27 protein-coding genes and 1 tRNA gene are annotated in these 26,210 nt (G+C 64.9%); 15 read left to right on the top strand and 13 right to left on the bottom strand.

Features of this window, described 5'->3' with window-relative positions; translation table 11 throughout:
- Nucleotides 1–147: 147 nt before the first annotated feature.
- Together IVB46_RS28030 and IVB46_RS28025 are read right to left on the bottom strand one after the other, a co-directional pair.
- Nucleotides 148–1,539: a M48 family metalloprotease gene (locus IVB46_RS28030; RefSeq protein ID WP_247316509.1), complete on the bottom strand. Its 1,392-nt coding sequence runs from the start codon at nt 1,537–1,539 to the stop codon at nt 148–150.
- A 134-nt stretch (nt 1,540–1,673) separates the two neighbouring features.
- A complete protein-coding gene (locus tag IVB46_RS28025; protein ID WP_247343896.1) occupies nt 1,674–2,444 on the bottom strand; it encodes a thermonuclease family protein in 771 nt (256 codons plus the stop codon).
- 414 nt (nt 2,445–2,858) lie between these two features.
- On the opposite strand from IVB46_RS28025, the gene IVB46_RS28020 reads away from it, so the two are divergent.
- The 3 genes from IVB46_RS28020 to IVB46_RS28010 all read left to right on the top strand — a co-directional run bounded on the left by IVB46_RS28020 (nt 2,859) and on the right by IVB46_RS28010 (nt 5,747).
- Nucleotides 2,859–4,067 (top strand): ABC transporter substrate-binding protein, encoded by a 1,209-nt coding sequence (locus IVB46_RS28020; RefSeq protein WP_247343892.1) that lies wholly within the window; start codon nt 2,859–2,861, stop codon nt 4,065–4,067.
- A 136-nt stretch (nt 4,068–4,203) separates the two neighbouring features.
- Complete coding sequence (locus IVB46_RS28015; protein ID WP_247343889.1) at nt 4,204–4,992, top strand: enoyl-CoA hydratase; 789 nt, start codon at nt 4,204–4,206, stop codon at nt 4,990–4,992.
- Between the two features lie 2 nt (nt 4,993–4,994).
- Nucleotides 4,995–5,747: a hypothetical protein gene (locus IVB46_RS28010; protein ID WP_247316508.1), complete on the top strand. Its 753-nt coding sequence runs from the start codon at nt 4,995–4,997 to the stop codon at nt 5,745–5,747.
- Nucleotides 5,748–5,948: 201 nt separating this feature from the next.
- Here IVB46_RS28010 and IVB46_RS28005 read toward each other — a convergent pair whose 3' ends face one another.
- The 3 genes from IVB46_RS28005 to IVB46_RS27995 are packed head-to-tail and all read right to left on the bottom strand — an operon-like array spanning nt 5,949 to nt 9,043.
- Nucleotides 5,949–6,761 carry an enoyl-CoA hydratase/isomerase family protein gene (locus IVB46_RS28005; protein ID WP_247316419.1) on the bottom strand — a complete coding sequence of 271 codons (813 nt, stop codon included), beginning with the start codon at nt 6,759–6,761 and terminating at the stop codon, nt 5,949–5,951.
- 41 nt (nt 6,762–6,802) lie between these two features.
- Nucleotides 6,803–7,963, bottom strand: a complete 1,161-nt coding sequence (locus tag IVB46_RS28000) for an acyl-CoA dehydrogenase family protein (protein WP_008133127.1) — start codon at nt 7,961–7,963, stop codon at nt 6,803–6,805.
- 18 nt (nt 7,964–7,981) lie between these two features.
- Nucleotides 7,982–9,043: an acyl-CoA dehydrogenase family protein gene (locus IVB46_RS27995; protein ID WP_247316418.1), complete on the bottom strand. Its 1,062-nt coding sequence runs from the start codon at nt 9,041–9,043 to the stop codon at nt 7,982–7,984.
- A gap of 260 nt (nt 9,044–9,303) precedes the next feature.
- Here IVB46_RS27995 and IVB46_RS27990 point away from each other — a divergent pair, with 260 nt between their 5' ends.
- Nucleotides 9,304–10,089, top strand: coding sequence for an SDR family oxidoreductase (locus IVB46_RS27990; protein WP_038934418.1), 786 nt, complete (start codon nt 9,304–9,306; stop codon nt 10,087–10,089).
- Between the two features lie 127 nt (nt 10,090–10,216).
- Here IVB46_RS27990 and IVB46_RS27985 read toward each other — a convergent pair whose 3' ends face one another.
- Both IVB46_RS27985 and IVB46_RS27980 read right to left on the bottom strand, forming a co-directional pair.
- Nucleotides 10,217–10,489: a GlsB/YeaQ/YmgE family stress response membrane protein gene (locus IVB46_RS27985; protein WP_080586664.1), complete on the bottom strand. Its 273-nt coding sequence runs from the start codon at nt 10,487–10,489 to the stop codon at nt 10,217–10,219.
- A gap of 42 nt (nt 10,490–10,531) precedes the next feature.
- The gene (locus IVB46_RS27980) at nt 10,532–11,140 is read right to left on the bottom strand and encodes a YidB family protein (RefSeq protein WP_247316417.1); all 609 of its coding nucleotides are present in this window, start codon (nt 11,138–11,140) and stop codon (nt 10,532–10,534) included.
- A 167-nt stretch (nt 11,141–11,307) separates the two neighbouring features.
- Here IVB46_RS27980 and IVB46_RS27975 point away from each other — a divergent pair, with 167 nt between their 5' ends.
- Together IVB46_RS27975 and IVB46_RS27970 are read left to right on the top strand one after the other, a co-directional pair.
- Nucleotides 11,308–12,315 carry a 2-dehydropantoate 2-reductase gene (locus IVB46_RS27975; RefSeq protein ID WP_247316416.1) on the top strand — a complete coding sequence of 336 codons (1,008 nt, stop codon included), beginning with the start codon at nt 11,308–11,310 and terminating at the stop codon, nt 12,313–12,315.
- A 29-nt stretch (nt 12,316–12,344) separates the two neighbouring features.
- Entirely contained in the window at nt 12,345–12,560 is a 216-nt protein-coding gene (locus tag IVB46_RS27970; RefSeq protein WP_247316415.1) for a hypothetical protein, read from the top strand.
- 86 nt (nt 12,561–12,646) lie between these two features.
- Here IVB46_RS27970 and IVB46_RS27965 read toward each other — a convergent pair whose 3' ends face one another.
- On the bottom strand, nt 12,647–13,282 hold the full coding sequence (locus tag IVB46_RS27965; RefSeq protein ID WP_247316414.1) for a hypothetical protein: 636 nt from the start codon (nt 13,280–13,282) through the stop codon (nt 12,647–12,649).
- A gap of 208 nt (nt 13,283–13,490) precedes the next feature.
- On the opposite strand from IVB46_RS27965, the gene IVB46_RS27960 reads away from it, so the two are divergent.
- The 5 genes from IVB46_RS27960 (at nt 13,491) to IVB46_RS27940 (ending at nt 18,271) form a co-directional block, all read left to right on the top strand.
- The gene (locus IVB46_RS27960) at nt 13,491–14,519 is read left to right on the top strand and encodes an alpha/beta hydrolase (protein ID WP_247316413.1); all 1,029 of its coding nucleotides are present in this window, start codon (nt 13,491–13,493) and stop codon (nt 14,517–14,519) included.
- Nucleotides 14,520–14,689: 170 nt separating this feature from the next.
- Nucleotides 14,690–16,207, top strand: coding sequence for an AMP-binding protein (locus IVB46_RS27955; RefSeq protein ID WP_247343886.1), 1,518 nt, complete (start codon nt 14,690–14,692; stop codon nt 16,205–16,207).
- A gap of 23 nt (nt 16,208–16,230) precedes the next feature.
- Entirely contained in the window at nt 16,231–16,869 is a 639-nt protein-coding gene (locus tag IVB46_RS27950; RefSeq protein ID WP_247316411.1) for an RraA family protein, read from the top strand.
- Between the two features lie 27 nt (nt 16,870–16,896).
- A complete protein-coding gene (locus IVB46_RS27945) occupies nt 16,897–17,268 on the top strand; it encodes a cupin domain-containing protein (RefSeq protein WP_247316410.1) in 372 nt (123 codons plus the stop codon).
- A 46-nt stretch (nt 17,269–17,314) separates the two neighbouring features.
- The gene (locus IVB46_RS27940) at nt 17,315–18,271 is read left to right on the top strand and encodes a tripartite tricarboxylate transporter substrate-binding protein (protein WP_247316409.1); all 957 of its coding nucleotides are present in this window, start codon (nt 17,315–17,317) and stop codon (nt 18,269–18,271) included.
- 57 nt (nt 18,272–18,328) lie between these two features.
- Here the strand turns inward: IVB46_RS27940 and IVB46_RS27935 are convergent, their stop codons facing one another.
- Together IVB46_RS27935 and IVB46_RS27930 are read right to left on the bottom strand one after the other, a co-directional pair.
- A complete protein-coding gene (locus tag IVB46_RS27935; RefSeq protein ID WP_063980665.1) occupies nt 18,329–18,622 on the bottom strand; it encodes a GYD domain-containing protein in 294 nt (97 codons plus the stop codon).
- Between the two features lie 124 nt (nt 18,623–18,746).
- Nucleotides 18,747–19,100, bottom strand: a complete 354-nt coding sequence (locus IVB46_RS27930; RefSeq protein ID WP_208083452.1) for a VOC family protein — start codon at nt 19,098–19,100, stop codon at nt 18,747–18,749.
- A gap of 142 nt (nt 19,101–19,242) precedes the next feature.
- Here IVB46_RS27930 and IVB46_RS27925 point away from each other — a divergent pair.
- Both IVB46_RS27925 and IVB46_RS27920 read left to right on the top strand, forming a co-directional pair.
- Nucleotides 19,243–19,319, top strand: a tRNA-Arg gene (locus IVB46_RS27925).
- Between the two features lie 108 nt (nt 19,320–19,427).
- Nucleotides 19,428–20,150 (top strand): DUF2569 family protein, encoded by a 723-nt coding sequence (locus IVB46_RS27920; RefSeq protein WP_247316408.1) that lies wholly within the window; start codon nt 19,428–19,430, stop codon nt 20,148–20,150.
- A gap of 178 nt (nt 20,151–20,328) precedes the next feature.
- On the opposite strand, the gene IVB46_RS27915 is transcribed toward IVB46_RS27920, so the two are convergent.
- Nucleotides 20,329–20,865, bottom strand: coding sequence for a BA14K family protein (locus IVB46_RS27915; protein WP_247316407.1), 537 nt, complete (start codon nt 20,863–20,865; stop codon nt 20,329–20,331).
- A gap of 367 nt (nt 20,866–21,232) precedes the next feature.
- On the opposite strand from IVB46_RS27915, the gene IVB46_RS27910 reads away from it, so the two are divergent.
- A complete protein-coding gene (locus tag IVB46_RS27910; protein ID WP_247343883.1) occupies nt 21,233–22,372 on the top strand; it encodes an amidohydrolase/deacetylase family metallohydrolase in 1,140 nt (379 codons plus the stop codon).
- Between the two features lie 165 nt (nt 22,373–22,537).
- Here the strand turns inward: IVB46_RS27910 and IVB46_RS27905 are convergent, their stop codons facing one another.
- Complete coding sequence (locus tag IVB46_RS27905) at nt 22,538–24,148, bottom strand: ABC transporter substrate-binding protein (protein WP_247316405.1); 1,611 nt, start codon at nt 24,146–24,148, stop codon at nt 22,538–22,540.
- Nucleotides 24,149–24,346: 198 nt separating this feature from the next.
- Nucleotides 24,347–25,072, bottom strand: coding sequence for an alpha/beta hydrolase (locus tag IVB46_RS27900; protein ID WP_135215897.1), 726 nt, complete (start codon nt 25,070–25,072; stop codon nt 24,347–24,349).
- Nucleotides 25,073–25,230: 158 nt separating this feature from the next.
- Between IVB46_RS27900 and IVB46_RS27895 the strand changes: the two genes are divergently transcribed.
- Nucleotides 25,231–26,205, top strand: a complete 975-nt coding sequence (locus IVB46_RS27895; protein ID WP_247316404.1) for a helix-turn-helix domain-containing protein — start codon at nt 25,231–25,233, stop codon at nt 26,203–26,205.
- The last annotated feature ends 5 nt before the right edge of the window (nt 26,206–26,210 follow it).

The raw sequence follows: 26,210 nt of genomic DNA, 5'->3' as shown, positions 1-26,210 counted from the left end.
CGAAGCGTGCCCACCATCTGTCGCTATCATTGACGGATCGTGGGCACGGCGCTACGCGCCTTTGCCCACCCTACGGCACTGTCTTTGTGGCTCGAGATCCCGGGTTCGCGCTAAGCGCGCCCCGCGATGACGCGCGCTTAGCGCGCGTCAATCCGCCACGACCTTCACGCGATCCCGCACCTTCACCTGCGCGTTGCGATCGAGCCCGTTCAGCACGCGGAAGCGTTCGGCGGGATGATCGACGCCGGCCATGCGATGGGAGAGCGATTCCACGGTGTCGCCGGGCTGCACGGTGATGACCTTGATGCGCAGGGGGCGCGCGGCCTGGATCTCGTCGAGCGTCAGGCGGCGGAATGAATTGACGGTCTCGCGCGCGTTGCGCTCGCTCTCGGTCGATTTCTGCCGTGTCGCGAAGATGAAGCGATAGACGTCGCTGCCGAAGCGCAACGCATAGACCTTGAACTGCCACTGATCGCCCTTGGCGGTGGCGGACGCAGCCGGAAAACCGTTGATGGTGATGTCTTCGGTGGAGGCCTTCTCGACGCCCTCCATCCAGCCGGAATTCAGGTAATCGCCCAGCGACTGCTCGGCCGGCACCCTCACGACGTCGAAGCGCATCGCCTGCGAGCCGCCGTCGCGCACGCCGATCACCGCCTGCGCGGTGTTGTCGAGCGTGAAATTGTCCGGCGCCTGGAAGGTGAAGCCGAGTTTCGGATGCAGGAAGCGCCGGCCGCGGACAAAACCTTCGCTGGGATCTTCGCCATAGACGAGGTTGTCGATCGCGGCGAGGTAGGTCTCGCGGTCGCGCTCGGCGCCCTCGGGCGCCGCATATTGCCGTGCGATGGTCTGCGCATTCTGCACGCGCTCGGGGGTGGCCGGATGCGACGAGGTGAAATCCTGCGCGCGCGGATCGAGCGAGGTCTTGCCGACCTTGAGCTCGGCATTGCGCTCCATCGCCGACAGGAAGCGGGCGGCGCCATAGGGGTCGAAATGTGCCTTGGCGGAAAGGCCGACGCCGATGCCGTCGGCCTCGAACTCCTGGTTGCGCGAAAAGCTCGCCATGGTGAGCTTGGTCTTGGCCAGCGCAAGCGCGGTGAGATCGGGATCGTTGCTCATGTCGGTGACGACGCGGGTGACGATCGCGGCCTGGCGCGCCTGGTCCTCGCGCATCGCGGCGTGCTTGGACAGCACATGCGCCATCTCGTGGCTGAGCACGGAGGACAATTCCGAGGTGTCGCTGGCGAGCGCAAGCAGGCCGCGGGTGACGTAGAGCTGGCCGTTCGGCAGCGCGAACGCATTCACCGCGCCGGAATTGAGGATGGTGACCTTATAGCCCTGGTCGGGGCGGTCGGACGCCGCGACGAGCCGGTCGACGGTCTTGCTGACCAGCGATTCGAGCCTGGGGTCGTCATAGGTGCCGCCATAGCTCGCCAGGATGCGCTCGTGCTCTTTTTCGGTGGCGGGGGTCTGCGCGACCGCCGGTTTCGGCTTGGGTATCGCCACGGTCGGCGGGGCCGCCGCGGTCTGGAACCGGTTCATGTCGCCGCAACCGGCAAGGGCTGAGCCCAGCACGAGGCACAGCGCCGCCGGCGCAGCCCGCAGGCGGCGGCGTTCACTCGATACGTGCCGTTCTAGCACCCCATCCACGTCGCTTAACCCGTGCCTGGCCCTCTTTAGGGCCTTACCCCTGTCGGCTCGTTTGCACCCAGCAACTCGACCTGCCCCGCAAGGCGCACATCGATGCGCGGCCCTGAATTCCCCTCGACCCAGCCCCGGACGCGAATCCGTCTATTTTCCAGGGACTTAAGAGTGATCCCGGCGTTTTCGAGCGCGGGTTGCGTACGCTTTGAAATAGTCACGGCAAAGCCGCGTGTCCAGTTTCGTCCGAAGTTGAGGTAGGTCATTGCCCCAGCTTGCCGGACCGACAGGACTTTGCCCTCGACCACCATAAAGCGCCCGATCCCCGCCAAAATATCGTCCGGACTTTCCGCGTTTTTTATGGCCGACGGGTCAGCCCAGTTGCCCTTTTTTTGGCGCCGTGCCTCGGTCTCCGCCGCCATCAGGGCCGCCGCGCAGTCCTTGTCCGCGATCTCGGCGGAGACGAGGGCGTCGCCCTGGGCGAGCAGCATGGCTTGGATGGGGGCCTCGCTTTCGCCGACGAAGATGAGTGCGCCCTGACGGCCGTAGCGGTCGGGCGTGTCGTCGGTGCCGCGCAGCGTGACGTCGCGTCCGGTGAGCAGCGATGTCAGCGCCTGCCTCGTCGTTGCGGTTGGCTCGATCCCGGCGAGGCGCACCTCGCGGCCGTCGTCGAGACGCACGCCACGCGCATCGACGATTGCGGCGACGCGGCCGTCGCCTTGGGACTCGAACTGGCACGGTGCGGCGAACGCGGTGTGACCGGCGACGAGAGGAAGTGCGACGATGAGATGAAGCAGTCGCGTCACGGTGCCCGGAAAGGTTGCGTTGTGCTCTAGTTCTAACGCAAACGTGGCGAACCGCGAAGGCTATCGTAGGGTGGGCAAAGCGAAGCGTGCCCACGTCTTTGATTTGTCGCGCGGGCTCGTGGGCACGGCGCGAAGAGCGCGCCTTTGCCCACCCTACGGCAGTTCGCGTGACGCGTCGCCATTGCCTCACACTCGATCAGCGAATTAATGAACTTGCACAGCAATGACGGTGGAAACATTTCGCCGCAACATGCCATTCCGCTTTGCGGAAAACATGTGCGGCAATCATGCGCCCGCAACGCCCTCGCGCTTGCTGCGCACTTGCGCATGCGGCATGATTGCGGCAACAGCAATAACCAAGAGCAATAACCAAGCCGCCATCAGAGTACGGCGCGATAAGGGAGGTCTTTTTCGATGAAGCATATTTTGTCGGGCATTTTTGCCGCAGCGTTTGCGCTGAGTGCGAGCGCCGCCGCGCAGGCCCAGGACAAGCCGCCGCTGAAGATCGGTGGCATCCTCGACATGTCGAGCCTCTATGCCGACATCACCGGTCCCGGCAGCGAGACTGCGGCCAAGATGGCCGTCGAAGATTTTGGCGGCGAGGTGCTGGGACGCAAGATCCAGGTGCTGGCGGCCGACCATCTCAACAAGGCTGACCTGTCCGCCAACATCGCCCGCGACATGCTCGACAACCAGGGCGTCGAGATGATCTACGACGTCGCGGCCTCGGCCACTGCGCTCGCCGCCGGCGAGATCGCGAAAGCACGCAACAAGATCATCATGTTCAACGGCCCGGGCTCGATCCGTCTCACCAACGAGGCCTGCGGTCCCTACACCATTCACTACGCGTTCGACACTTACGGCCAGGCCAACGTGACCGGACTTGCCGCCGTGAAGTCTGGCCTCGACAGCTGGTTCTTCCTCACCGCCGACTACGCCTTCGGCCAGGACCTGGAGAAGGACACCAGCGCCGTCGTCACCAAGACCGGCGGCAAGGTGCTCGGCGCCGTGCGCCATCCGCTCAACACCTCGGATTTCTCGTCCTTCCTGCTCCAGGCTCAAGCGTCCAAAGCCAAGGTGATTGGCCTTGCCAACGCCGGCGGCGACACCGTCAACGCCATCAAGCAGGCGGCCGAGTTCGGCATCACCAAGGGCGGCCAGAAGGTCTCGCCGCTGCTCGCCTTTGTCACCGACATCGACTCGATCGGGCTGGAGACAGCGCAGGGCCTGCTGCTGGCGGAAGCCTTCTACTGGGACCTCAACGATGACACGCGCGCATTTTCGAAGCGATTCGCCGAACGCATGAAGCGGCCGCCGACCTCGGCGCAGGCCGGCGTTTATTCGTCCGTCACGCATTACCTGAAGGCCGTGAAGGCGGCGGGCACGACCGACTCGGCCGCGGTCATCAAGGTGATGAAGGAGACACCGATCAACGACTTCTTCGCCAAGAACGGCAAGATCCGCGAGGACGGCCGCATGATCCACGATATGTACCTGTTTGAGGTCAAGAAGCCGTCGGAGTCCAAGGGCCGCTGGGACGACTACAAGCTGCTCGCCACCGTGTCCGGCAACGAGGCGTTCCAGTCGCTGGAGCAGTCGCGCTGCCCCCTGGTGAAGAAATAGAGATCGTCATTGCGAGCGAAGCGAAGCAATCCAGAGATGTTTCCGCAGAGACGGTCTGGATTGCTTCGTCGCTTCGCTCCTCGCAATGACGGGTGTGGCTGAGGCCCGAGCAAAACAACAACAAGGGAGACGTCCCATGAACGACATGGTCCTGCAAAAGCTCGAAGGCGGGCTGCTCACCATCACGATGAACCGCCCGGAGCGGAAGAACGCGCTCAACCCCGACATGGTCGCGGGGCTGGTCGAGGCCGCGCGGCGCGCGGCTGACGATCCCGAGGTGCGCGCGGTGCTGTTCAAAGGCGCGGGCGGCTCGTTGTGCGTCGGCGGCGACGTCAAGTCGATGGCGGCAGGCCGTGCGCCGCTGCCGTTCGAGGTGAAAATGGCGAACCTGCGCCGCGGCATGGAGGTCTCGCGCATCCTGCACCAGATGCCGAAGCCCGTGGTGGCGCAGCTCGACGGCGCGGCAGCCGGCGCCGGCCTTTCCATGGCGCTGTCCTGCGACCTGCGCATTGCGAGCGAATCCTGCAAGATCACGACCGCCTTCGCCAAGGTCGGCTTCTCCGGCGATTATGGCGGCACCTATTTCCTGACGCAGCTGCTCGGCAGCGCGCGGGCGCGCGAGCTCTATCTGATGTCGCCGGTGCTCACGGCGAAGGAGGCGCATGCGATCGGGATGGTGACGAAAGTCGTTCCCGACGCCGAGATCGATGTCGCCGCGCACGAGCTCGCGCTGTCGTTGGCGCAGGGCCCATCGATCGCGCTCGGCTTCATCAAGCGCAACATCAACAACGCCGAGCATCTGGCGCTGGAGGATTGCTTCGACGGCGAGGCGATCCATCACACCCGTTGCAGCGACACCGAGGATCACAAGGAAGCCGCGAAGGCCTTTGTCGAGAAGCGCAAGCCGACCTTCAAGGGCGCATGACGATGGCGCCCTATATGCGGCTCCGGCAGATCTGCCTCGTCGCGCCGCAGCTCGCGCCTGTGGTCTCCGACATCGCCGGGATCATGGGCCTCGACGTCTGCTACCGCGATGGCAATGTCGCCAAATACGGCCTGGAGAACGCGCTGCTCCCGGTCGACACGATCTTGCTGGAGGTGGTAGCGCCGTTCAAGGGTGGCACCACCGCCGGCCGCTTCATCGAGAAGACCGGCGGCCGCGGCGGCTATATGGCGATCTTCTGCTGCAACGATCCGGACGAACGCGGCAGCAACGCCAATGCGATGGGCGTGCGCACCGCCAACGTGATCGACCACGCGCCCTATCACGGCGTGCAGCTCCACCCCCGCGACTGCCGCGCCGCCTTCATCGAATTCAACCATACCAAAGGCAGCGACGATATTCTGGGGTCGTATCCGCCGGCAGGGCCGGACTGGCAAAAGTTCATCCGCAAGGATGTGACGCAGGCGCTGACGGGCGTGGAGATGCAGAGCCCGGATCCTCAGGCGCTCGCTGAACATTGGGGGAAGATCATCGGGGTCGCGCCGAGTGGCGGTGCCGAATTGAAACTGCCCAATGCCACCTTCCGCTTCGTGAAGGGCGCCAGCGAGATCATGAGCGCGCTGGAGTTTCAGGTGGCGGATGTCGCGAGCGTGCTGCATGCCGCGAAGGCGAAAGGGCTCGCGATTGCGGGGAGCGAGTTTCTGCTCGGCGGGGTGACGTTCCGGCTTGAGGCGTAAGCGGTTGCCACACATACCGCCGTCGTCCCGGACAAGCGAAGCGCAGATCCGGGACCCATAACCACAGGGAGTGGTTATGATGCGGGATGATAACTCCGCGTCTCCGCCAAACCCGTTCCTGTGGTTATGGGTCCCTGCTTTCGCAGGGACGACAGGGAGATTATGGCGACGCTGGTGTGATACGGCGAGACGTCGCCGCAATCACCTTCCCCTAAAATTCGCCGCGCGGCGCTCTTCGGTGGCCTTGACGCCTTCCTTGAAGTCTTCCGTCGCCCGCAAGCGCGTCTGCTCGGCGAGCTCGTGATTGGTCGCGGCCATCACGCGGTCGGCGAGGTTGGCGCGCATCGTGGCGCGGGTGGAGAGGAGGCCGAGCGGGGAGCATTCGGCGATCTCGGCGGCGAGCTTCATCGCGCCTGCCTTCACCTGGTCCTGCGGCACCAGCTCGTTGGCGAGGCCCCACTTCACCGCCTCTTCACCGGTGACGCGGCGGCTGGTGTAGAACATCAGCTCGGCATTGTTCTTGCCGATCAGCTCGGGCAGCGTCACGGTCAGGCCGAAGCCCGGATGGAAACCGAGCTTCGTGAAGTTGGCGGAGAAGCGCGCTTCCGGGCAGGTGACGCGGAAGTCGGCCGATACTGCGAGACCGAGCCCGCCGCCGATGGCCGCGCCCTGCACGGCCGCGACGATCGGCTTCTTGGCGCGGAAGATACGCACGGCCTGGATGTAGAGATGGTTGATCGGGCCGAGGTTGTCAGCCGGGTCGCCCTTCTTCTCGGCCTCGCGCGCTTCCTGCGCCTGGCGTGCCGGATCGCCAAAATTGGCGCCGGCGCAGAATGCCTTGCCTTGTGCCGACAGCACGGATGCGCGGATCTCGATGTCGCGATCGAACTCGTCGAGCGCATCCGCGATCTGGTTGATCAGCGAGATGTCGAAGAAGTTCAGCGGCGGGCGGCGGATCTCGATGGTGCCGACGTGGCCAACTTTTTCGACGCCGATATCTTGATAGGTGCTCATGACGATCCTCGATTGAATTAGCGCAAACCAAGTCCGCGCGACTAGCGCAGGCCAAGCCCGCGCGCGATGATGCCGCGCAGCACCTCGGTGGTGCCGCCCTGGATGGTGAGTTTCGGTGCGGTCTTGATGGCGAAGTCGAGCTGCCGCTCCAGCGTCTCGCGGTTGGTCGCGGTCTCCTCGACGAAGGCGGCAAGATCGCGCACGCGGTGCGGAAGCTGCTGCTCCCAGACGGTGCCGATGTCCTTGACGATGGACGCTTCTACCACCGGCTCCTTGCCGGCCTGCAGCATGCCCGCAACCGAGACCGACATGCGCCGCATGGTGTGGAGCTGCGCCACGAGCCGGCCGATGCCTTCGGCGCTGCGGGTATCCGGATTGGGGCCAACCGCGCGCACCAGCTCGGTCAGCACGTAATAGGTCTCCAGAAAACGCTCGGGGCCGGAACGCTCATAGGCGAGCTCGCTCGTCGCCTGCTTCCAGGCGCCGTCGACTTCGCCGAGCACGTGATCATCGGGCACGAAGAAATCGGTGAAGACGACCTCGTTGAACTCGTACTGGCCGGTGATCTGGCCGATCGGGTTCACCTGGATGCCCGGCTGCTTCATCTTGACCAGAAACTGCGTCAGGCCGTGACGGCGGTTTTCCTTGGTCGGCTGCGAGGTCCGGAAGATCGCGATCATGTAGTCGGCGATGTGCGCCGACGAGGTCCAGATCTTGGTGCCGTTGATGAGGTAGCCGCCGTCGGTCTTGGTCGCGCGCGTCTTGGCCGCGAACAGGTCGGAGCCGGAGTTCGGCTCGCTCATGCCGATCGCAAAGCAGATCTCGCCGCGGCAGATGCGCGGCAGGATATCCATCTTGATGTGCTCGGGCGCGTATTTGATCAGCACCGGCCCGCTCTGGCGGTCGGCGACGAAGAAACGCCGCGTCGGCGCGTTGGCGACGCGCATTTCCTCGGTCACCACGTAACGCTCGAGGAACGAGCGCTCCTGGCCGCCATATTTCTTCGGCCAGGTCATGCCCAGCCAGCCCTTGGCGCCGACCCGGCGAGAAAATTCCGGCGCGTCGGTGTCCTCGCGGTTGGGCTTGTGCGGATCGAAGGTGCCGGCGGCGATTTCCTCGGCGAGGAAGGCGCGCACTTCCTTGCGCAGTTGCTCGCACTTCTCGGGCAGGCGGATCGGATCGAAACGAAGGGCAGCGGTCATTGTTGTCTCGTCCCCTGATCAGCGCGAAGCCACGAGCGGCCACAATTCGTCGGCGCCGCGGTTTGCCACCAGCTTGCCGAGCTCGACGGCCCAGTGACTCTCAGAACCGAAATCGTCGCGCCAGGCCAGCGCCCGCAGCGAAAAGCGGTGCAGGATGTGCTCGCTGGTGAAGCCGATGGCGCCGTGCACCTGATGCGCGATGGCGCCGCCTTTTTCCGCGGCTTCCGCGCAGCGGATCTTTGCCGAGGCAGCCTCGAGATAGACCTCGTCGTCGAATGACTTTGCGTTCGCGATGGCGTCGGCCGCCGACGTCGCGGCCGCAAGCGCCGCGGCGGATTCGCCGGCGAGACGGGCGAGGTTGTGCTGCACGGCCTGAAACTTCGAGATCTTCTTCTCGAACGCGACGCGCTCGTTGGAATAGCGCACGGAGATGTCGAGCATCGCTTCCAGCGCGCCCGCGATCTGAAGGCTGCGCGCGACGCCGCCCATCAGCATGAGCGTGGTCTGGTCAAAGCCCTTCGCGGGCTTGACGGTGACGGGCTGGACCTTGTCAAGCGTCACGGTATCGCTGTGGTCGTAGCCGACATTGAGTCCGGATTCGATCCGGCCCTTGCTCGCATCGACCAAGGCAATCGAGATACCATCCTTGCCGTGCGCCAGCACCGCAAAGTGCTTCGCCGCCTTGGCAAAGGGCACGCCGCGGGCGCGGCCGGAGAGCGCGCCGTCGGCATCGAGGGTAATGCGATCCTTCGGCGAGGCCGGCAGCACCGTCATCTCACCTTCCGGTGAAGCGATTTTCACCTGCGCAAGCAGCCAGCCCGCCAGCATGGTCTCGGCCAGAGGAACCGCGACTGCGAAGCGGCCGGCGGCGTTCAGCAGCGCAAAACCGTCGGCAAGGCTGGCGCCGGAGCCGCCGAGATCGTCAGGCACCCAGGACAATGGCAAGCCGGCTTCGCTCAGCGCCTGCCACAGCGGCGCCTGCCACGAACCCTTCTTGTCGTTGTTGATGGTCTGCGGATCGGCGAGATCGGCGAAGATTTTCTCCGCGGTCTCGACGACGATATTGTCACTCTCCGCCACAGCGTTCCCCGTGTTTTGCCATTGGCGCGTTCCGTCCGGTCGGCGCGGCGCGCGGTCTCTTCTTGCGCCCGATGATCCGAAAAAGCCATGGCCCTGACAAGCGTTGACCGCAGGCCCATCTGCGGCTCCGGCATGGGCGCAAGAGCTGCTATGGACTAATTCCGCTTAGCGGAGTTTGGTCGATTTGCAGGGCGCGGCAAACTCGCTAAACAGGGCCAGCTGCTTAAGGCTTGCATTCAATCAAGGGGAAGGAAATCCGGATGGCAAAAGACGGCTTGTGCGCAATCGTGACGGGGTCCGCATCCGGACTTGGTGCAGCGACCGCGGAAATTCTCGCGCGGAGCGGGGCGCGGCTCGTCATCAACTATTCCTCGAGCCAGAAGGAAGCCGAGGCCACGGCCGAACTCTGCCGCAAGGCGGGGGCGGCGGAAGTACTGGTCGCGCAGGGCGACGTCTCGCGCGACGAGGATTGCCGCAAGATCGTCGCGGCGGCCAGCGGCTGGGGCCGGCTCGACGTGCTCGTCAACAATGCCGGCATCACCAAGCATGTTGCGCATGCCGATCTCGATGGATTGTCGGCTGAAGATTTCCAGCGCTTGTACGGCGTCAACACGATCGGCCCGTTCCAGATGGTGCGCGCAGCACGCAGCCTGCTCGAGGCCGGCGCGAAGGCTTCGGAGCGGCCGTCCGCCGTGGTCAACGTGTCCTCGGTTGCCGGCATCAGCGGCGTCGGCTCGTCGATCGCCTATGCCGCGAGCAAGGGCGCGCTCAACACGATGACGTTGTCGCTGTCACGCGCGCTGGCGCCGCTGATCCGCGTCAACACGGTGTGTCCCGGCTATATCGACACGCCCTGGTTCACCAAGGGCCGCGGCGAGGCCGGCGCCAAGCAGGTGCGCGACAGCGTGGTGGCGAAGGTGCCGCTGAAGGTCGCTTCATCCGCGAATGATATCGCGCAGCTCGTCTGCTTCCTGGCAACGCCGGCGTCGAGCAACATGACCGGCGAGGTCGTGCGGATGGATGCGGGGATGCATCTGATTACTTAATTCGTCATTGCGAGCGAAGCGAAGCAATCCAGAGAGCGTCCGCGCGGACAGTCTGGATTGCTTCGTCGCAAGGGCTCCTCGCAATGACGGAGTGCGAGGGCGGCGTCGTGCCCGACGTCCCGCACCGCTACCCTTTGATCACGCCGCTCGCGACCAGCCGGTGCCAGATGAACAGCACCACCACCGCGCCGATCGTGGCCATGATGAAGCCGGCGCCCTGGTCTGGGCTGTAGTGCCCGATCGCCTGTCCGATGAAGGTCGCAAGAAACGCACCGGCGATGCCGAGGATGGTGGTGAGGATAAAGCCGCTCGGGTTGTTCGGTCCCGGCGCCAGCCAGCGCGCGATGAGGCCGGCGATGAAGCCGACGACGATGATCCACAACAGGCCGCCCATGCTCATGTCAGTGCTCCCCTTCCCGAGAACGCGTAGATCAAGGTTCGATTAAAGTCTGCCCGAGAGCTCGTTCTCGGTCGGCAGCCGGCCGTCCGGCGTCAGGTGGTCGATCACCTGTGGCAGATACTGGCTGAGGCCGGAGAGCAGCTCGTCGCGCGACAGGCCGCTCTGGGCGGACAGGCTTTGGATCTGGTCGGCGCCGAGGGCGCTGGCGAGATCGCCGGGCGCGATCGCCTTGTTCTCGCCCTTGCCGACCCAGGTGCTCGCTGTCTCGCCGTGGCCACCCTGCTGGAGTTGGTTGAGGAGATCGCCGAGGCCGCCGCTGAGCACGCTGCCGGCCGCGCCGCCCGCGAGCAGGCCGCCGAGGCCACCCTTGAGCAGATCGCTGAGGCCGCCGCTACCACCGGGGCCGCCGGGAACAGCGCTGCTGCCCGTATTGACAGGCGTCGGAGGCGGCAGCGGCGAGCGCTGCTGCGGCGCCGGCGCCGGCGCCGCGTCGGGCTGGCCAGCCGTCAGATGCTTGAAGGCCTTCCAGGCGATCAGGCCGAGCAGCGCCATGGTCATTGGCGACATGCCGCCGGAGGATTGCTCAGAGCTGGGCGTGCTCGGGCCGCGGGGGCCGTTCTGCATGCCGTTGAGGACGTCGAGTAGACCCATGGTGCTCTCCTTTGGCGTTCTCGTCGGCGAGTTCTCGCCGGTGACAGCCCCCGGGGCAAAAACATATGAGGCTCTCATGACGGTTACAAGGCGAATGCACCGCAACCAATGGGCAGCCGGCGTTGCCTCTGCTATCGAGGGCGGGTCATTCAAGGGAGCAAGGTCAGGTGGTTGCGGATCGACCGATCGTGGTGGCCGGCGCGGGCGCCATCGGCTGTTTCGTCGGAGGCCAGCTGGCGGCCGGAGGGCGCCGCGTCGCGCTGCTGGTGCGGCCGCGGGTCAAAACCGAGATCGAGCGGTTCGGCCTGCGGCTGACCGATTTCGACGGCTCCGAGCAGAAGCTCGGCGCGGGCCAGCTCGCGTTGTCGGAGGATCCTGCGATTTTCCACAACGCCGGCATCGTGCTGGTCACGGTGAAGAGCGCCGACACCGCCGATGTCGCGGACCAGATTGCCCGGCACGCGCCGCAGGACGCCGTCATCGTCTCCCTGCAGAACGGCGTCGGCAATGTCGCGGTTCTGCGCGAGCGGCTCGGCGGCCGGCACGTGCTCGCCGGCATGGTGCCGTTCAACGTGATCGCGATGGGCGAGGGGCGCTTTCACCGCTCGACGTCCGGCGACATCCATGTCGGCGAGGATGAGGCGAATACGGCCGCAGCGCTGTCGGTGCCCGGCCTCGCCGTGCGCGCAAGCCGTGACATCACCGGTGTGCAATGGGGCAAGCTGATCATCAATTTGAACAATGCGCTCAGCGCGCTGTCCGACATGCCGCTCGCCGCGCAACTGGCGAACCGCGACTGGCGAAGACTGTTCGCCGACCAGATGGCCGAAGGCGTGACTGCGATGAAGGCCGCCGGCATCGCGCCGGTCTCGGCGACGCCGATCCCGCTGGGATGGACGCCGACCCTGCTCAGGCTGCCTGATGTGATCTTCAATGCGATCCTGGGGCGCACGATGAAGATCGATCCCGAGGCACGCTCCTCGATGTGGCAGGACCTGAAGCAGGGCCGCAAGACCGAGATCGACTATCTCCAGGGCGCAGTCATCGCACTCGCCGAGCAGAACAACGTCGACGTGCCGCTGATGCGCCGTATTGTTGCGCTGATCAAGCAGGCCGAGACGGCAGGCAATGGTCCGCCGCGGCTGACGCCGCAGCAGATCCGCGGCGTGGCCTGAGGGCGAGCCGGGCGGCGGGAGGAGCAACGATGCGGCGTTGTCTGATGATTGGGCTCGCGCTGGCCGCGCTCTGCGCCGCGTCGACGCTCGCCTACGCAAGGCCGCCAACGGTCGTGAGCTCGCCCGGCTATGACAGGCGGTTGCAGGAGAGCAGGTCGCAGTTGGGCAATTCGCCGACGACAACAGAGCCCACGCGTGCGCCGGTGGTCAAACCGAAGCGCAGCAAGAAGAAGCAGCCGAACTAACGCCACACTCTCGCTGTCGTCCCGGATCAGCGCTCCGCTTCGCTGCGCTTGTCCGGGACGACAGCGGAGTTTGCTGCGCGAGGAGCTTACCCCTTCTTCGCCGGCTTGCTTGGCGCCGGGGTGAACAGCTTCTTCAGATCGCTCAAGCTTTCCGATAGCCGCGGCCATTCGCAGGAGAACGAGCCCTTGGTGCAGGGTGCGCCCTTCGGTCGCGGGCTGACGGACTGCTGCACCTTCGGCCGCTCGACCGGGACAGGCACGCGCGCGACCGGGACGGACACGCGCTCGACCTCGGTTCGCAGAGCGACCTGCTGTTGCCGCGCTTGTTCCTGCTGCTCGCGCTGCTGACGCGCGGCGGCTTGGGCGGCTTCATTGCTGCGGCGCTGATTGGCGAGGTAGGAGGTGTAGGATTCGTCGATCCTCTTCTGCTCCTCCGGCGTCGGGTTGGGACCTGCGATGTCGAAGGTGCGGTCCTGGAGGAAATCGTAATAGGAATAGCCGCCGCCTGGCTTGCGGCGGCCGGCGAACTTGGCGTTGCAATCGGCAAGCGCAGCCGTCTTCTCGGTCTTGTTCGCGGCCTTCTCGGCGGCGTCGGCGCATTCCTCGAAATCGACGGGCGCGCGCTTCCACCATTGGGCGTGGGCATGCAACGGCATCAGCAGAAAAAATCCTGCTGCGGCAACGACTAGCGCCGCACGACGCGATGCAACTACGTCCGACATTCTACGAGAGCATTCCTTGCAAAACTCAACCCGAACTGAGTCGGGTCCGATTTTTGCCCCTTTATCGCCGGCTTGTCACCCGTGGAACTCGGGAATTTCATGGCTGGAATGCTGACATTTTTTGTTTGACGTGGCGCGGGAGTCACAGCCGCGCGGCACATGATCGGCTTAGACTTTATTGGTTTGAATTCGAAGGGGAATATCCGTCATGAGAGCGTTGGCCCGTCTCGCCGCAATCACATTGGCGTTCATTTCCAGCCATGCGTTCGCAGCGGACGAGGAGGCGCCCAACCGCAGGCCGGTGAGGGCGATCGCCGACGCGCGGCTCTCGGTCGGCGGTCAGGGAATGCTGCCGCTCTACCTTTCCAGCGACTGGTCGCTGCCGCTGCCGGCGATCTCGCGCGCCATCATCGTGCTGCACGGACGCCTGCGCAATGCCGACGAATATTACATGTCGGCCCATACTGCGCAGGTTGCGGCGGGCGACGACGGCAAGAGCGCGCTGATGATCGTCCCGCAGTTTCTGGCGGAGATCGATATCGACGCGCACAGGCTGCCCGCGGATACGCTGCGCTGGTCGCTGGAGGGATGGGAGGGCGGCGACGCCGCGCTGGCGCCGAATCCGGTGTCGTCCTTCGATGCGCTCGATGCGATCCTCGTAAAACTCTCGGACCGGCGCATCTTCCCGAATCTGAAGCAGGTTGTCGTCGCCGGCCATTCCGGCGGTGGCCAGGTCGCGCAACGCTATGCCATCGCCGGCAAAGGCGAGGCGGCGCTGTCGCGCCAGCATATCGATGTCCGCTACGTCGTCGCCAATCCGTCCTCCTACGCTTATTTCAGCAACACGCGGCCCGTGCCGGCGATCGCCGCATCCTGCCCGGGCTACAACAACTGGAAATACGGCATGGACGGGCGTCCGCCCTATCTTGCGAACGCAACGCCGGTAGCGCTGGAGCAGCGCTATGTCGAGCGCGAGGTGATCTATCTGCTGGGCACGCTCGACACCAATCCGAAGCACTCCGCGCTGGACAAGAGCTGTATGGCCGAGGCGCAAGGTCCCACGCGCTACGCCCGCGGCCACGCCTATGCGGATGCGATGGCCAAGCGCGACCGCGGCACGCCCAATCACCGGGTCTGGGACGTCGCCGGCGTCGGCCATGACGGCGACAAGATGCTGACCTCGAAATGCGGCCTCGCGGCGCTGTTCGATATTCCGGGCTGCGGGGCGGAGCGCTGATGCGGACGTCTTGAAGGCAGATCCCTTGAAGGCAGATGCCTTGAAGCCATATCCCTTGAAGCCATATCCCTCGAAGCCAGATCCCTTGAAGGCTTGGCTCCGGCTGTTACACTTCGTCTCGCGACGTCTCATCCTGAGACGACGCCAAGAAGACGAAGTGGAAACACCTGATGCTGCTGCCCCTGTCCGACGTGCCTCGCTGGTACGCTCAACGCAAACCGCAAGGCACGATCGCCGTCCGTCACGGGCAGGATACGCTGACATGGGACGAGCTCGAACGTGGCGCCAACCGGCGCGCGCGAGCGTTCATGGCCAAGGGCGTCAAGCCCGGCGACTTTGTCGCAATCGGTTTGCCTAACGGCAACGCGTTCTTCGAGACCTCGTTTGCAGTATGGAAGTGCGGAGCGACGCCGACGTCACTGTCGTGGCGGCTGCCGCGCGGCGAGGCCGCCGCGGTGCTCGACATCCTGAAGCCCGCGCTGGTGGTCGGCGGCGAGGCCGACTGGAACGCGCCGAACCGCCTGCCGGCGGATTTCGTGCCGGAAGGTTTTTCGGACGAGCCGCTCGATCCGCCGGTGGCCCGCTACTGGAAGGCCATGACCAGCGGCGGCTCGACCGGCCGGCCAAAAGTGATCCTCGATCATCAGCCGGCCGTGACCGACACGGTCGCTGCGCCGCCGCTCAACATTCCCTTCGGCGTCTCGTTGCTCAATCCCGGTCCGCTCTATCACAACGCCCCGTTCATCGTGTCGCACTACGCGCTCTTCACCGGCGGCCAGCTCACCGGCCTCGTCAAGTTCGACGCCGAGGAGGCGCTGCGGCAGATCGCGCGCGAGCGCGTGCAATGGGTCAATTTCGTGCCGACCATGATGCACCGGATCTGGGCGCTGCCGGAGAGCGTGCGCAACTCTTACGACGTGTCGAGCCTCCAGACGGTGTTTCACATGGCAGCTCCGATGCCGCCCTGGCTGAAGGAGAACTGGATCGCCTGGCTCGGGCCTGAGCGGGTCTGGGAGCTCTATGGCGGCACCGAGCGGCAGGGCTCGTGCATCATTTCAGGCACGGAATGGCTGACCCACAAAGGTTCGGTCGGCAGGATCGGCGAGATGGCGCGCTTGCGCATCGTCGGCGAGGACGGCAACGACGTCGCGTCCGGCGAGACCGGCGAGATCTATTTCCTCAACAATGACGGCAGGGATGCCACCTATCATTATCTCGGTGCCGAGCCGAAGCGCCGCGCGGACGGCTGGGAGTCGCTCGGCGACATCGGCCGGCTGGACGCCGAAGGGTATCTTTATCTCGGCGACCGTCTCGCCGACATGGTGCTGCGCGGCGGCGCCAACATCTATCCAGCCGAGGTCGAGGCTGCGGTCTCTGGGAGCCCCGGCGTGCGCTCCTGCGTGGTGGTGGGATTGCCCGATCCGGAATTGGGTCAGCGCGTGCACGCCATTATCGAGCGGGAGCCGGACGCGGACGGCCAGGCCATCGCCGACGGCATGGCGGACTTCTTGAAAGACCGTCTCAGCCGTTACAAGCACCCCGAGAGCTTCGAGATCGTCAGCGCCCCGCCGCGCGATGATTCCGGAAAAGTTCGCCGCACACTGTTGCGCGACGAGCGCGCAGCATGGATGAAGGAAGGGCGCGCCTTCCGGATTCGGCCGGCGAAGGCGCAGGCGCACGCCGAATAAGAAGAATACAGAAGGATTGAGACATGACGATCACCATCGCAGCGAACAGCGTGCCGAAGCCGCCGGCCGAGATCATCGAGGGGTTTCGCGGCGCGCCGACCTCGGTCATTTCAGACAATCTCGCCCGGTTGCCCGGCGCGGTGGGGCTGAAACCCTATCATCGCAGCGGCAAGCTGGTGGGGACGGCCTTCACCGTGCGCACCCGTCCCGGCGACAATCTCGCCATCCACCGCGCACTCGAGCTGGTCGGTCCCGGCGACGTCATCGTGGTCGATGGCGGTGGCGACGAGACCCGCGCGCTGGTCGGCGAGATCATGAAGAACATCGCGCAGTGGCGCAAAGCCGAGGGCTATGTCATCGACGGCGCGATCCGCGACGTCGCGGCGTTCGCCGCTGACGACTTTCCCTGCTACGCCCGCGCGGTGATCCATCGCGGCCCCTACAAGAACGGCCCCGGCGAGATCAACGTGCCCGTGACGATCGGCGGCAGCGTCATCTCGCCCGGCGACATCGTGGTCGGCGATGAGGACGGCGTGGTGTCGTTCCCCGCCGCCGGCGCCGCGGTGCTACTGGAAGCCGTCCGCGCCCAGGTCGCGCGCGAGGAGGAAACCATGAAGGCGATCCGCGAGGGCCGCTACCAGGGTTCTTATGGCAAATCCTGATCAGATCAGAATGAAGGGGAGGGCGGCGTGAGCCAGAAGGACGAATTTCACAACATCGACGATCCCAGCGACGGGCTGTTTCGCGAGCTCGCGGCGGGGGTGACCACGCGCATCTTCTCCGGCGAGCAGGCGATGCTGTCGGTGGTGACGCTGGCCCCGCATGCGCAAGGCACGCTGCATCATCATCCCGAGGAGCAATGGGGCGTGCTGCTCGACGGCTCCGCCATCCGCGTCCAGGGTGATGAGGAAATTCCGGTAAAGAAGGGCGATTTCTGGCGCACGCCCGGCAATGTGCCGCACACCATGCGCGCCGGCCCCGATGGGGCCCGCGTGCTGGACATTTTCAGTCCACCACGGCGAGAATACAAAAAAGCGGGGTCGGGCTTCGGCACGACCTAGGCGCCAAAGAGCAAAAGCCAGGCGCAAAACCAAAGGGGAGGGGACCATGACGATCACACGACGCACGCTGCTGGCAGCGCCCGCTATTCTCGCAATCGCGCCAGCGGTGGCGCAGGCCGGCAAGATTACTCTGGTGGTGCCGTTTCCGCCGGGCGGATCGACCGATGCGATGGCGCGGCTGTTGCAGGCCAATCTGCAGACAAAGCTCAACCGCATCGTCGTGGTCGAGAACAAGTCGGGCGCCGCCGGCGCGCTCGGCGCGGCGCAGGTTGCCAAGAGCCCGCCGGACGGCGCGACGTTCCTGGTCACCTTCGATTCCCACGCGGTGATCCCGTCCATCCTCGACAAGCCGCCGGTCGATGTCGAGCGCGAGCTGATGCCGGTGCTGCTGGTGGGCACCGCACCCTACGTGATCGCTGCCGGCGCCGGCCGTCCCTACAAGAGCTTTGCCGACGTGGTCGCCGCCTGCAAGGCGACGCCCGGCGCGGTGAAATATGCCTCCGTCGGCATCGGCACGCTCGGCCATCTCGCCATGACCGTGCTCGGCACCAAGGCCGGCGTCGAGATCATGCACGTGCCCTATCGCGGCGGCGGCCCGGCGATGAACGACGTGCTCGGCGGCCATGTCGATCTGATTGCGGGATCGGCGGCGCTGGTCTCGGCCCAGCTCGGCACCAACATGCTGCGGCCGATCCTGCAACTCGGCCGCGAGCGCCTGCCGGCGCTGCCGGATACGCCGACTGCGATCGAGGCGGGCTTTCCGGACTTCGAGACGCTCGCCTGGTGGGGCATCTTCGCGCCCGCGGGCACGCCTCCGGATGTCGTCGCGGCCATGGCGACGGCGTCCAGGGAGATCCTGAGCGAGCCCGCGACCGCCGCCCAGCTCAAGGAGACCCAGCAGATGACGCTGCTGCTCCAGGACGGCGCCGCCTTCAAGAGCTTCTTCGACAAGCAGGTCGCCTATTGGGGCAAGGTGGTGCGCGAGAACAATATCAGGGCATGAGAGGCCTATTCCCGGGATTGCCATCCCGGGTCCAGTGCGCTCGCGCGGGCTTGAGCGTCAGAGCATCTTGCCGACGATCTTTGTCATATCTGCCGCCGAAAACGCGCGCAGCGTTTCGGTGCGGACATTGCCGAGTGCGCTGAGACTAAGGCTGAGCGACATCGCGGCAGCCTCATCTGGAGCCTCGAGAACGGTTACAACGTCATATCGTCCCTGCGTCCAGACGATCTCTTTCACGGTCACGCCGAACGTTTTGGCCATCTCCTTGAAGGCGTCGGCCCGCTTCGGCGAGTCCTTGACGTTGCGGACTCCCTGATCAGTGAAGCTTCCCAGCACGACATAGGTTACCATGGTCGTCCTCCCTGGTTAGAACCCAGATACAATTCTCGCTTGAGGCAACCGCGCCGAGCTTGCCACGGCGGCTGAGACAGCGCTACTTGCGCGTTGCGAACGTCAGCGGATGTGACTTATGCGGTCAGGACAACGGTCGCGCGAAACTGAGCTCATGGCCGTCGGGGTCGGTGAGATGGAAGTAGCGCTCACCCCATTCCGCATTGCGCGGCGTGGTCGACGGCTGCCATCCGGCGGCGCGTGCGCGCTCGTAGGTCCCGTCGACATCGGCGACGTAGAAGATGATGCGGCCCCACCAGGACCAGCGCTTGTCGTCCGGCTGCGCCGTCAGGTTGAGATAGCCGGTGCCGGCGCGAAAGCTGGTGAATGCAGCGGCTTCGCCGCCATACAGGAGCTCGAACCCCAGCGAACGGTAGAAGTGCACGGCGCGCCCCATGTCATGCGTGCCGAGCGTGATGGCGCTGATGCTTTCGATCATGTGAGCTGCTCCGCCGAGAGGGGCCTGGAAGCGATTGTATAGCCGCCCCGTTCAGGTTGACGATGGTCTGGCCCGCCTGACGGCTGGCGAACCGCATTTTGCTCTGCTATGACGGGATCGAACCCGTACCAGCGGGTTCCGCGGTCCCGTAGCTCAGCCGGATAGAGCGGCGGTTTCCTAAACCGTAGGTCGCATGTTCGAGTCATGCCGGGATCGCCATTTGCCGCGCGTCGCCATGGACGTGTAGTGCCAATACCCCACTAATCGTTTTTCTATCGTGACGTGTACCTGCGTCGGGTAGAATACGGCGGGTGCGGGGGCGTTGGCATGACGGATTTATGGTACTACGCGGACGGCGGGCAGCAGCGCGGCCCGATCTCGATTTCGGAACTCCTTACGCTCCTCGCTCGTATCGCCGATCCTCGGCGTGTGATGGTCCGGCGGCACGGCTTCGAGGATTGGAAGCCGGCCGCGGAGGTGCACGAGATCGCGCAGCAGCTTCTTCAATCGCCGCCGCAAGAGCCGGCATCGCCACCGGCGGCCGCCGTTCGGGAGCCCGCCGTTCTCGCCGAGGACGCTACTGCCTTCAAAGATGTCCAGCGCGAGATGACCGGCATCAGCGGTTGGCTCGCGCTTCTCGCGTTCGGCCAGGTGATGGGCATCCTGCGCCTGATCTTCAACGTCGGACAATATGTGCAATCGATCGACGACAAAGTCTGGACTTACTTTCCCACGGTGATCTGGAGTGAAATGCTGATAAACGCCGCCATGATCGGCTTCGCGATCTGGACAACGGTGCTCCTGTTCAGACACTCCCACAGGTTTCCAGCCTTCTTCATCGTACAAATGATCTGCGCGGTGCTGATGCCGCTCGTCGATCTCCTCTGCGTCGCATCTTTTTTTTCCGCCGCCCTCAATCGCCCGTTCAGCGATTTTTTCATCATCGAACCTCGACAGGTCGGACAAGCGGTTGTCGGTGTAATCAGTGCCACGATTTGGATAACGTACGTCCTTCGCTCCCGCAGGGTCGCGAATACGTTCACGAAGTAGACCCGCCTTATGACGCGCGTGGCGGAGGGGCCGTTCTCCTGGTTTTCCTGCCCGTCAAGTCCCCAATAAAAAAGGACCAGGCTGCCCAGTTGCGAATTGTTCGGGCCGTGCGTCGTCAGCGATCTCAGGGACTCCCGAAGTGCCGGCGAGCACGGCTCGAAGATGTCACCACATCGAGCTATGGGCAGGGGTGTCGCTTGCCATCGTAGCCGAGATACGTTCCCGAAGCCGGGTCGTACGAGCGATATTTTTGTTCGCAATAGGACGAGCCATCAGCAGCGTCGTCGTAATCGCCGTAGTAGCCGTCGTCGTAGCCGCCATAGTAAGGCCAGCCCGAATAGGCGCCCAGCGCGAAGGCGCCGCCAAGGCCAAGACCCCCGCCGTAAGCCCATGCGTGGCGGTAGCGATGCCGGAACCCGGCATGATGGAATTGACCGCCATGGAAGCCGGCGCCGGCCGAGACGGGACGTCCGGCCTGATGGAAACCGCCGGGCGCATGGAAGCCGCCAGCGGCCCGGAAATGACCAGCTCCGCCGTGGAAGCCTCCGCCGCCTCCGAAGTGCCCACCACCGTGAAATCCGCCGCCTCCGAAATGTCCGCCACCGCCCCCGAAATGTCCACCGCCCCCATGTCCGCCGCCGCGCGCAGAGGCAGCCGCTCCCGGCGCCAAGGTTGCGCAAAGAGCGATCACGCCAAGCAATTTCAGTCGTTCCATCTTTTTTCTCCAGCTACATGGTGTCGGCCACGTCTCAACCTTTGCCGGACACTCATTGGCCCGAGACCTGCCGACGCCTCCATGTTTGCCGGATGCGCGCTCGCCGTCTTTTCAATAGGCCGCGGATGTTTCAGCTTCGCACGTGAAGCCGGAATCCGAGCGAGCAGGCCGCTGGTATCGTTGACCTGAGAGCGGTTTCGTCAAACATGGGTTGAAAGTTCGAGTCGTCCCGGGATCGCCATTTTGTCATGGGCAATCGTCGCAGTTTGCCACGCTCGTCGGCGTAAAATTTGCTAGAAGCGAACGACTTCCTTCCTGGCCTTGCCGACGTGCCGGCCACGCCTCGCTGCCCTATCCGGAGATAACAATGCCGTTCGACTTGATCCTGCGCGGCGGCCGTGTGGTCGACCCGTCCCAGAAGCTCGATGCCCTGACCGATGTCGCCTTTGCGGGCGGCAAGGTCGCCGCCATCGGCACCGGGCTCAAGGCCGATCCGGGCACCGATGTGCGCGACGTCTCGCAGTTCATCGTGACGCCGGGGCTGATCGATCTGCACACCCATGTCTATTGGGGCGGCACCTCGCTCGGCATCGACGCCGAGGAATTCTGCCGCCTCTCCGGCGTCACCACGGCGGTCGATACCGGCAGCGCCGGTCCCGGCAATTTCGCGGGCTTCCGCAAGCATGTGATCGAGCCGAGCCAGGTCCGCATCCTCGCCTATCTGCACGTCTCGCATGCCGGCATCTTCGGCTTCTCGCACCGGATCATGGTCGGCGAGAGCGAGGAGTTGCGGCTGATGAATCCGATCGAGGCGGCCAAGGTGGCCGATGCCAACCGCGACCTCATCGTCGGCATCAAGGTGCGCGTGGGGCTGCACTCCTCGGGCACGTCGGGGATCGTGCCGCTCGACATCGCGCTCGAGGTCGCGAACGAGGTCGGCATGCCCCTGATGGCGCATATCGACCATCCGCCGCCGAGCTACGAGGAGGTGCTGGGCCGCCTGCGTCCGGGCGACGTGCTGACCCATGCGTTCCGCCCCTTCCCCAACACGCCGGCGACCGCGCAAGGCACAGTGAAGAGGGCGGTGCTGGACGCGCGCGAGCGCGGCGTGCTGTTCGATATCGGCCACGGCAAGGGCTCGTTCGCCTTCAAGACCGCGCGCGCGATGCTCGCCAACGGCTTCTATCCCGACACCATCTCTTCCGACATCCATCAGCTCTGCATCGACGGCCCGGCCTTCGACCAGGTCACGACCATGTCGAAATTCCTGTGCATGGGCATGGAGCTGTCGGACGTGATCGCGGCCTCGACGGAGAATGCCGCGATGGCACTGCGCCGGCCCGAACTCGGCAGCCTCAAGCCGGGCAGCGTCGGCGACGCCACGCTTGTTACGGTCAGGCAGGGCCAGTTCGACTACGAGGACGTCGTCGGCGAGCACCTGATCGGGGATCGCAAGATCGTCTCCGAAGGCGTCGTGATCGGCGGCCGCTGGTGGCATCCGAATTAGCTGGAGCGCAAGGCGTCGCGGAGTTTCGCCTCTCTCCGCCTGCGGGGAGAGGCCGGAATTTGCGAGAGCAAATTCCGGGTGAGGGGGACTCTCCGCGAGTCTAACTCTCACCGTGTTTGCGGAGGCAGCCCCTCTCCCCGTAAGAACGGGGAGAGGGAGAGCTGGCTACTCGTTCTTGTCCACATTCCAGAACATCGGCGTCGCCGGGCCGTCGATCACGCCGGTGAGCGATTTGCGCCAGGCGCTCGGCGCCTGGAACTGGCCGAGCGGGACGTAGATCACTTGGTCGTAGGCTTCCTTCTGCACCTCAAGCGCGATCTTCTTGCGCTCCTCGGGCGAGGTCGCGCGGGCAAAGGAATCGCGCAACTCCTCGAGCTTGGGGTCCTCGGACCAGCCGTACCAGCCGCCACTCGTGCCCTTGCCGACCATCGGGACGTTGACCAGCGGGTTCAAGGAGTCGGCGGCGCCCTGGTAGGTAAAGAACATGCTCCAGCCACCTTCCTTCGGCGGCTTCTGGATTGCCCGGCGGGTGACCACGGTCTGCCAGTCCATCGCCTGCAGATCGACCTTGAAGCCGGCGTCGCGCAACAGCTGTGCGACCACGACCGGCTGCGCCTTCAGCAGGATCTGATCGGTCGGCGCCAGGATCACCACGGGCGTGCCGTCATAACCGGCCTCGGCCAACGCCTTCCTGGCGTCCGCCATGCCGTTGCCCTTGATCAGAGTCTCGCCGCCGGCGTCGCTGGCGAGCGGCGTGTCGCAGATGAAGAACGCGCCGCACAGCTTGTAGTATTTGGGATTGCCAATTTGCGCGTCGAGTACGTCCTTCTGGTTGATCGCCAGCATCGCGGCGCGGCGGATCTTCACATTGTCGAATGGCGGATGCAGAAAATTCATCCGGCCGAACGACTGGAAGCCGAACTTGTTCAGGATGGATACGTTGATGTCCGGATTGGACTCGAGCGCGGGCAGCATGTCGAACGGCGGCGTCTCGACGAAATCGACATCGCCTGACTGCAGCGCGTTGAGCGCGGTCTGCGCGTCCGGCATCGTGATCCACTCGACCCGGTCGACCTTGGCCACCTTGCCGCCCGAGGTCCATTCGGCCGGCTCCTTGCGCGGCACATAGTCGGTGTTCTTTTCGTAGACGGCCTTTACGCCGGGCTGGAATTCGGCCGCGACGAATTTGAACGGGCCGGAGCCGATCTGCTCGGGAATCTGCTTGGTGATCGGGGTCTCCGCAAGCCGCTTGGGCATCATGAAGGCGCAGACCGACGATGGCTTGGCGATCGTCTCCAGCACCAGGCCATAGGGCTCCTTCAGCTTGAGGACGATTGTTTTGGTGTCCGCGGCTTCGATACCGGCCGTGAAGTCCATCAGCTTGCGCGCCATGCCGTCGACGCTCGTACCCCAGCGCTTCAGCGAGGCCACGCAATCCTCGGCCGTCACCGCTGCACCGTCATGCCACTTCAGGCCGTCGCGCAAGGTGAAGGTGTAGGTCAGCTTGTCCGCGGACACCGTCCAGTCGGCCATCTGCGGCTGCACCTTGAAGCTGGAATCGATGCCGAGCAGCGTATCGTAGACCATGTAGCCATGGTCGCGGGTGATGATGGCTGTCGTGAAGCCAGGGTCGGTGACGCGAAGGTCCGATTGCATCACCGCGCTCAGGGTCTTCTTTCCGGTCGCCGCAGATACAACCGACGTCCAGGCCAGAGGAAGTGCCGATGGCGCAACAGCCGCAAGCTGAAGCAGTTTCCGTCGCGAGACGTGAACCATTCGCTTCTCCTGACTTGACGCAAAACGAAACCAGATGGCGGTTGCCGAACACGGGCAGCGTATGGCGGGGAGCCACACGTGACAAGCAGGGGTTGCTTCTACCGATCTGGATTCGTTAGCGGACAAGCAAGGGCTGTGCCGCCGAAGCCGGCGGTAGGAGCAATCGTCGAAAGTCGTCGCGCTCTTGACGGACGCGCGTCAGTCGCGCCCCGCCTCCATGATCGCCTTGGCCAGCCGCGCCGGATCGGAGAAGCACAGCTCGTGGCTTCCCGGCACCTGCACCAGACGGAACAGGCCGAGCTTCTCCGAGAGCCGCGGATGCCAGGGATGGCTGTGCGGCATCGCGACGTCCTCGGTGCAGTTGATATAGGACTTTGCCAGCGGCATCTCCGCCGGATTGGTCTTGAGCGCGATCTTGTCGGTAAAAGTCGCGAACGGATGCGGGTTGAGCACGTCATAGGCGCGCTGCGCGGTCTCGAGATCAGCATCGTTGATGAAGGCTTCGCGCCAGATCGGGAAGGGCAACACCACAGAGCTGTCGCCGCGTTCGGCCGCGATGGCATCGAACAGCCCGATAAAGTGCGGCGGCACCATGTCGTTGAGGCATTCGCCGTTGTTCGGCACGAAGGCATTCCAATACACCAGGCGGCGAATGCGTTCGGGCGCGAGGTCGGCGACGCCGGTGATGATCATGCCGCCATAGGAATGGCCGAGCAGGACGATGTCCTTCAGATTGTTTTCGGCGAGATAGTCGGCGATCGACTGGATCGCGTCCTTCAGCCCGGTCGTCTTGGCATCGCCGGGGCGATTGCCCTTGATTGTCGGCGTATAGACCTTGTGGCCGGCGGCGCGGATCGGGGCCGCGACGGGTTCGAACTCGGCACCGGTGTGCCAGGCGCCATGGACGAGAACGTAGGTCGACATGTTGTAGCTGCTCCCGAGGGTGTGGTTAGATCGGCATGACGTGGGTCCTTTGCGGCGCTCGCGAGGCGCGGCGGACAATTCTTGTTGTGCGAAGTGTGAACCGGCCGGCCATTTTCCGCTTGGCTGGCGCTGAACCGGATTGGTCTCGGAGCGAACTGATGGAGCAGGTCACAAGCCGGCCGCGGCACGTCGTCTGGAACACCGCAGTGACCCGGCCGGACGAGCAGTTTTCCTATTACCGCGAGGCGATCTGCCAGGCATTCATGAACCTGACGCCGGAATCGGCGACGACGTCGCGCTTCCCGGCCAAGGTCGAGGCCATCAAGATCGGCACCGGCGCCATCAATCGCGTGGTCTTTCCCGAGCATACCGTGCATCGCTCGCGCGCCGATATCGCGGCGTCGACCGAGAGCTGCTTCTATCTCAACTTCAAGCTGGCCGGCCGCTGCCGCATGCTCCAGGGCGACAGCGAGGTCAGCCTGTCCCGCGGCCAGGTCGGCATCGTCGACAGCGACCGCGAGGTGACGCTGCTGCACGATCGCGGTCCGATGCTGGAGGTCGCTTCGTTCTGGGTGCCATCGCGCGCCTTGCGTGACCGGCTGCCGCCGTCGTTCGATTTCAGGGCCGAGCGCGTCTCCGACGATCCCCATGTCGGTCACCTCATCGTCGAGACCGCGCGCTCCCTCAACGCCGGCGCATTGCGGATGGCGGAAGAGGACAGCATTCGGCTGTTCGACGTGCTGCTCGATCTCGTTGCGCTCAGCCTGTCGCGTCGCTCGCGGGCGCAGACGGCGGAAGCCGCAAGCTTTGCGGACGCGACCGTGCTGGCGCTGCGCCGCGCCATTCACGAGCGGCTGCGCGAGCCGGGACTGACAGTCGCGGCGGTCGCCGGCTCCGTCGGCATCAGCGAGCGTTATGTCCACAAGCTGTTCGAACGCTCCGGCACGACATTTTCGGACTATTTGATCGATCGCCGCCTCGTGGGCGCGGCGGCCGATCTGAAGGATCCGGCATCGGGCGGCCGCGCGATCGGCGCCATCGCGTTCGACTGGGGCTTCTCCGATCTCTCCCACTTCACCCGTCGTTTCAAGCAGCGCTTCGGCTGCCGCCCACGCGATTGGCGTGCGCGATGAACAGA

Origin of the sequence: Bradyrhizobium sp. 61 (genome assembly GCF_023073075.1) — a bacterium.
GTDB lineage: Bacteria > Pseudomonadota > Alphaproteobacteria > Rhizobiales > Xanthobacteraceae > Bradyrhizobium > Bradyrhizobium barranii.
Note: the sequence above shows the minus strand (reverse complement) of the source record. Positions and strands in the feature narration are given on the sequence as shown.

Bases quoted from the DNA above. Each gene is read 5' to 3' on its own strand.
- IVB46_RS27960 (WP_247316413.1), top strand. From the start codon at position 13,491: ATGAGAGCGTTGGCCCGTCTCGCCGCAATCACATTGGCGTTCATTTCC.
- IVB46_RS27935 (WP_063980665.1), bottom strand. From the start codon at position 18,622: ATGGTAACCTATGTCGTGCTGGGAAGCTTCACTGATCAGGGAGTCCGC.
- IVB46_RS27965 (WP_247316414.1), bottom strand. From the start codon at position 13,282: ATGTCGGACGTAGTTGCATCGCGTCGTGCGGCGCTAGTCGTTGCCGCA.
- IVB46_RS27955 (WP_247343886.1), top strand. From the start codon at position 14,690: ATGCTGCTGCCCCTGTCCGACGTGCCTCGCTGGTACGCTCAACGCAAA.
- IVB46_RS28020 (WP_247343892.1), top strand. From the start codon at position 2,859: ATGAAGCATATTTTGTCGGGCATTTTTGCCGCAGCGTTTGCGCTGAGT.
- IVB46_RS28000 (WP_008133127.1), bottom strand. From the start codon at position 7,963: ATGACCGCTGCCCTTCGTTTCGATCCGATCCGCCTGCCCGAGAAGTGC.
- IVB46_RS27920 (WP_247316408.1), top strand. From the start codon at position 19,428: ATGACGGATTTATGGTACTACGCGGACGGCGGGCAGCAGCGCGGCCCG.
- IVB46_RS27985 (WP_080586664.1), bottom strand. From the start codon at position 10,489: ATGAGCATGGGCGGCCTGTTGTGGATCATCGTCGTCGGCTTCATCGCC.
- IVB46_RS27895 (WP_247316404.1), top strand. From the start codon at position 25,231: ATGGAGCAGGTCACAAGCCGGCCGCGGCACGTCGTCTGGAACACCGCA.
- IVB46_RS27915 (WP_247316407.1), bottom strand. From the start codon at position 20,865: ATGGAACGACTGAAATTGCTTGGCGTGATCGCTCTTTGCGCAACCTTG.
- IVB46_RS28005 (WP_247316419.1), bottom strand. From the start codon at position 6,761: ATGAGCACCTATCAAGATATCGGCGTCGAAAAAGTTGGCCACGTCGGC.
- IVB46_RS27990 (WP_038934418.1), top strand. From the start codon at position 9,304: ATGGCAAAAGACGGCTTGTGCGCAATCGTGACGGGGTCCGCATCCGGA.
- IVB46_RS28030 (WP_247316509.1), bottom strand. From the start codon at position 1,539: ATGAACCGGTTCCAGACCGCGGCGGCCCCGCCGACCGTGGCGATACCC.
- IVB46_RS27980 (WP_247316417.1), bottom strand. From the start codon at position 11,140: ATGGGTCTACTCGACGTCCTCAACGGCATGCAGAACGGCCCCCGCGGC.
- IVB46_RS27900 (WP_135215897.1), bottom strand. From the start codon at position 25,072: ATGTCGACCTACGTTCTCGTCCATGGCGCCTGGCACACCGGTGCCGAG.
- IVB46_RS27950 (WP_247316411.1), top strand. From the start codon at position 16,231: ATGACGATCACCATCGCAGCGAACAGCGTGCCGAAGCCGCCGGCCGAG.
- IVB46_RS28010 (WP_247316508.1), top strand. From the start codon at position 4,995: ATGGCGCCCTATATGCGGCTCCGGCAGATCTGCCTCGTCGCGCCGCAG.
- IVB46_RS27940 (WP_247316409.1), top strand. From the start codon at position 17,315: ATGACGATCACACGACGCACGCTGCTGGCAGCGCCCGCTATTCTCGCA.
- IVB46_RS27910 (WP_247343883.1), top strand. From the start codon at position 21,233: ATGCCGTTCGACTTGATCCTGCGCGGCGGCCGTGTGGTCGACCCGTCC.
- IVB46_RS27970 (WP_247316415.1), top strand. From the start codon at position 12,345: ATGCGGCGTTGTCTGATGATTGGGCTCGCGCTGGCCGCGCTCTGCGCC.
- IVB46_RS27905 (WP_247316405.1), bottom strand. From the start codon at position 24,148: ATGGTTCACGTCTCGCGACGGAAACTGCTTCAGCTTGCGGCTGTTGCG.
- IVB46_RS28015 (WP_247343889.1), top strand. From the start codon at position 4,204: ATGAACGACATGGTCCTGCAAAAGCTCGAAGGCGGGCTGCTCACCATC.
- IVB46_RS27930 (WP_208083452.1), bottom strand. From the start codon at position 19,100: ATGATCGAAAGCATCAGCGCCATCACGCTCGGCACGCATGACATGGGG.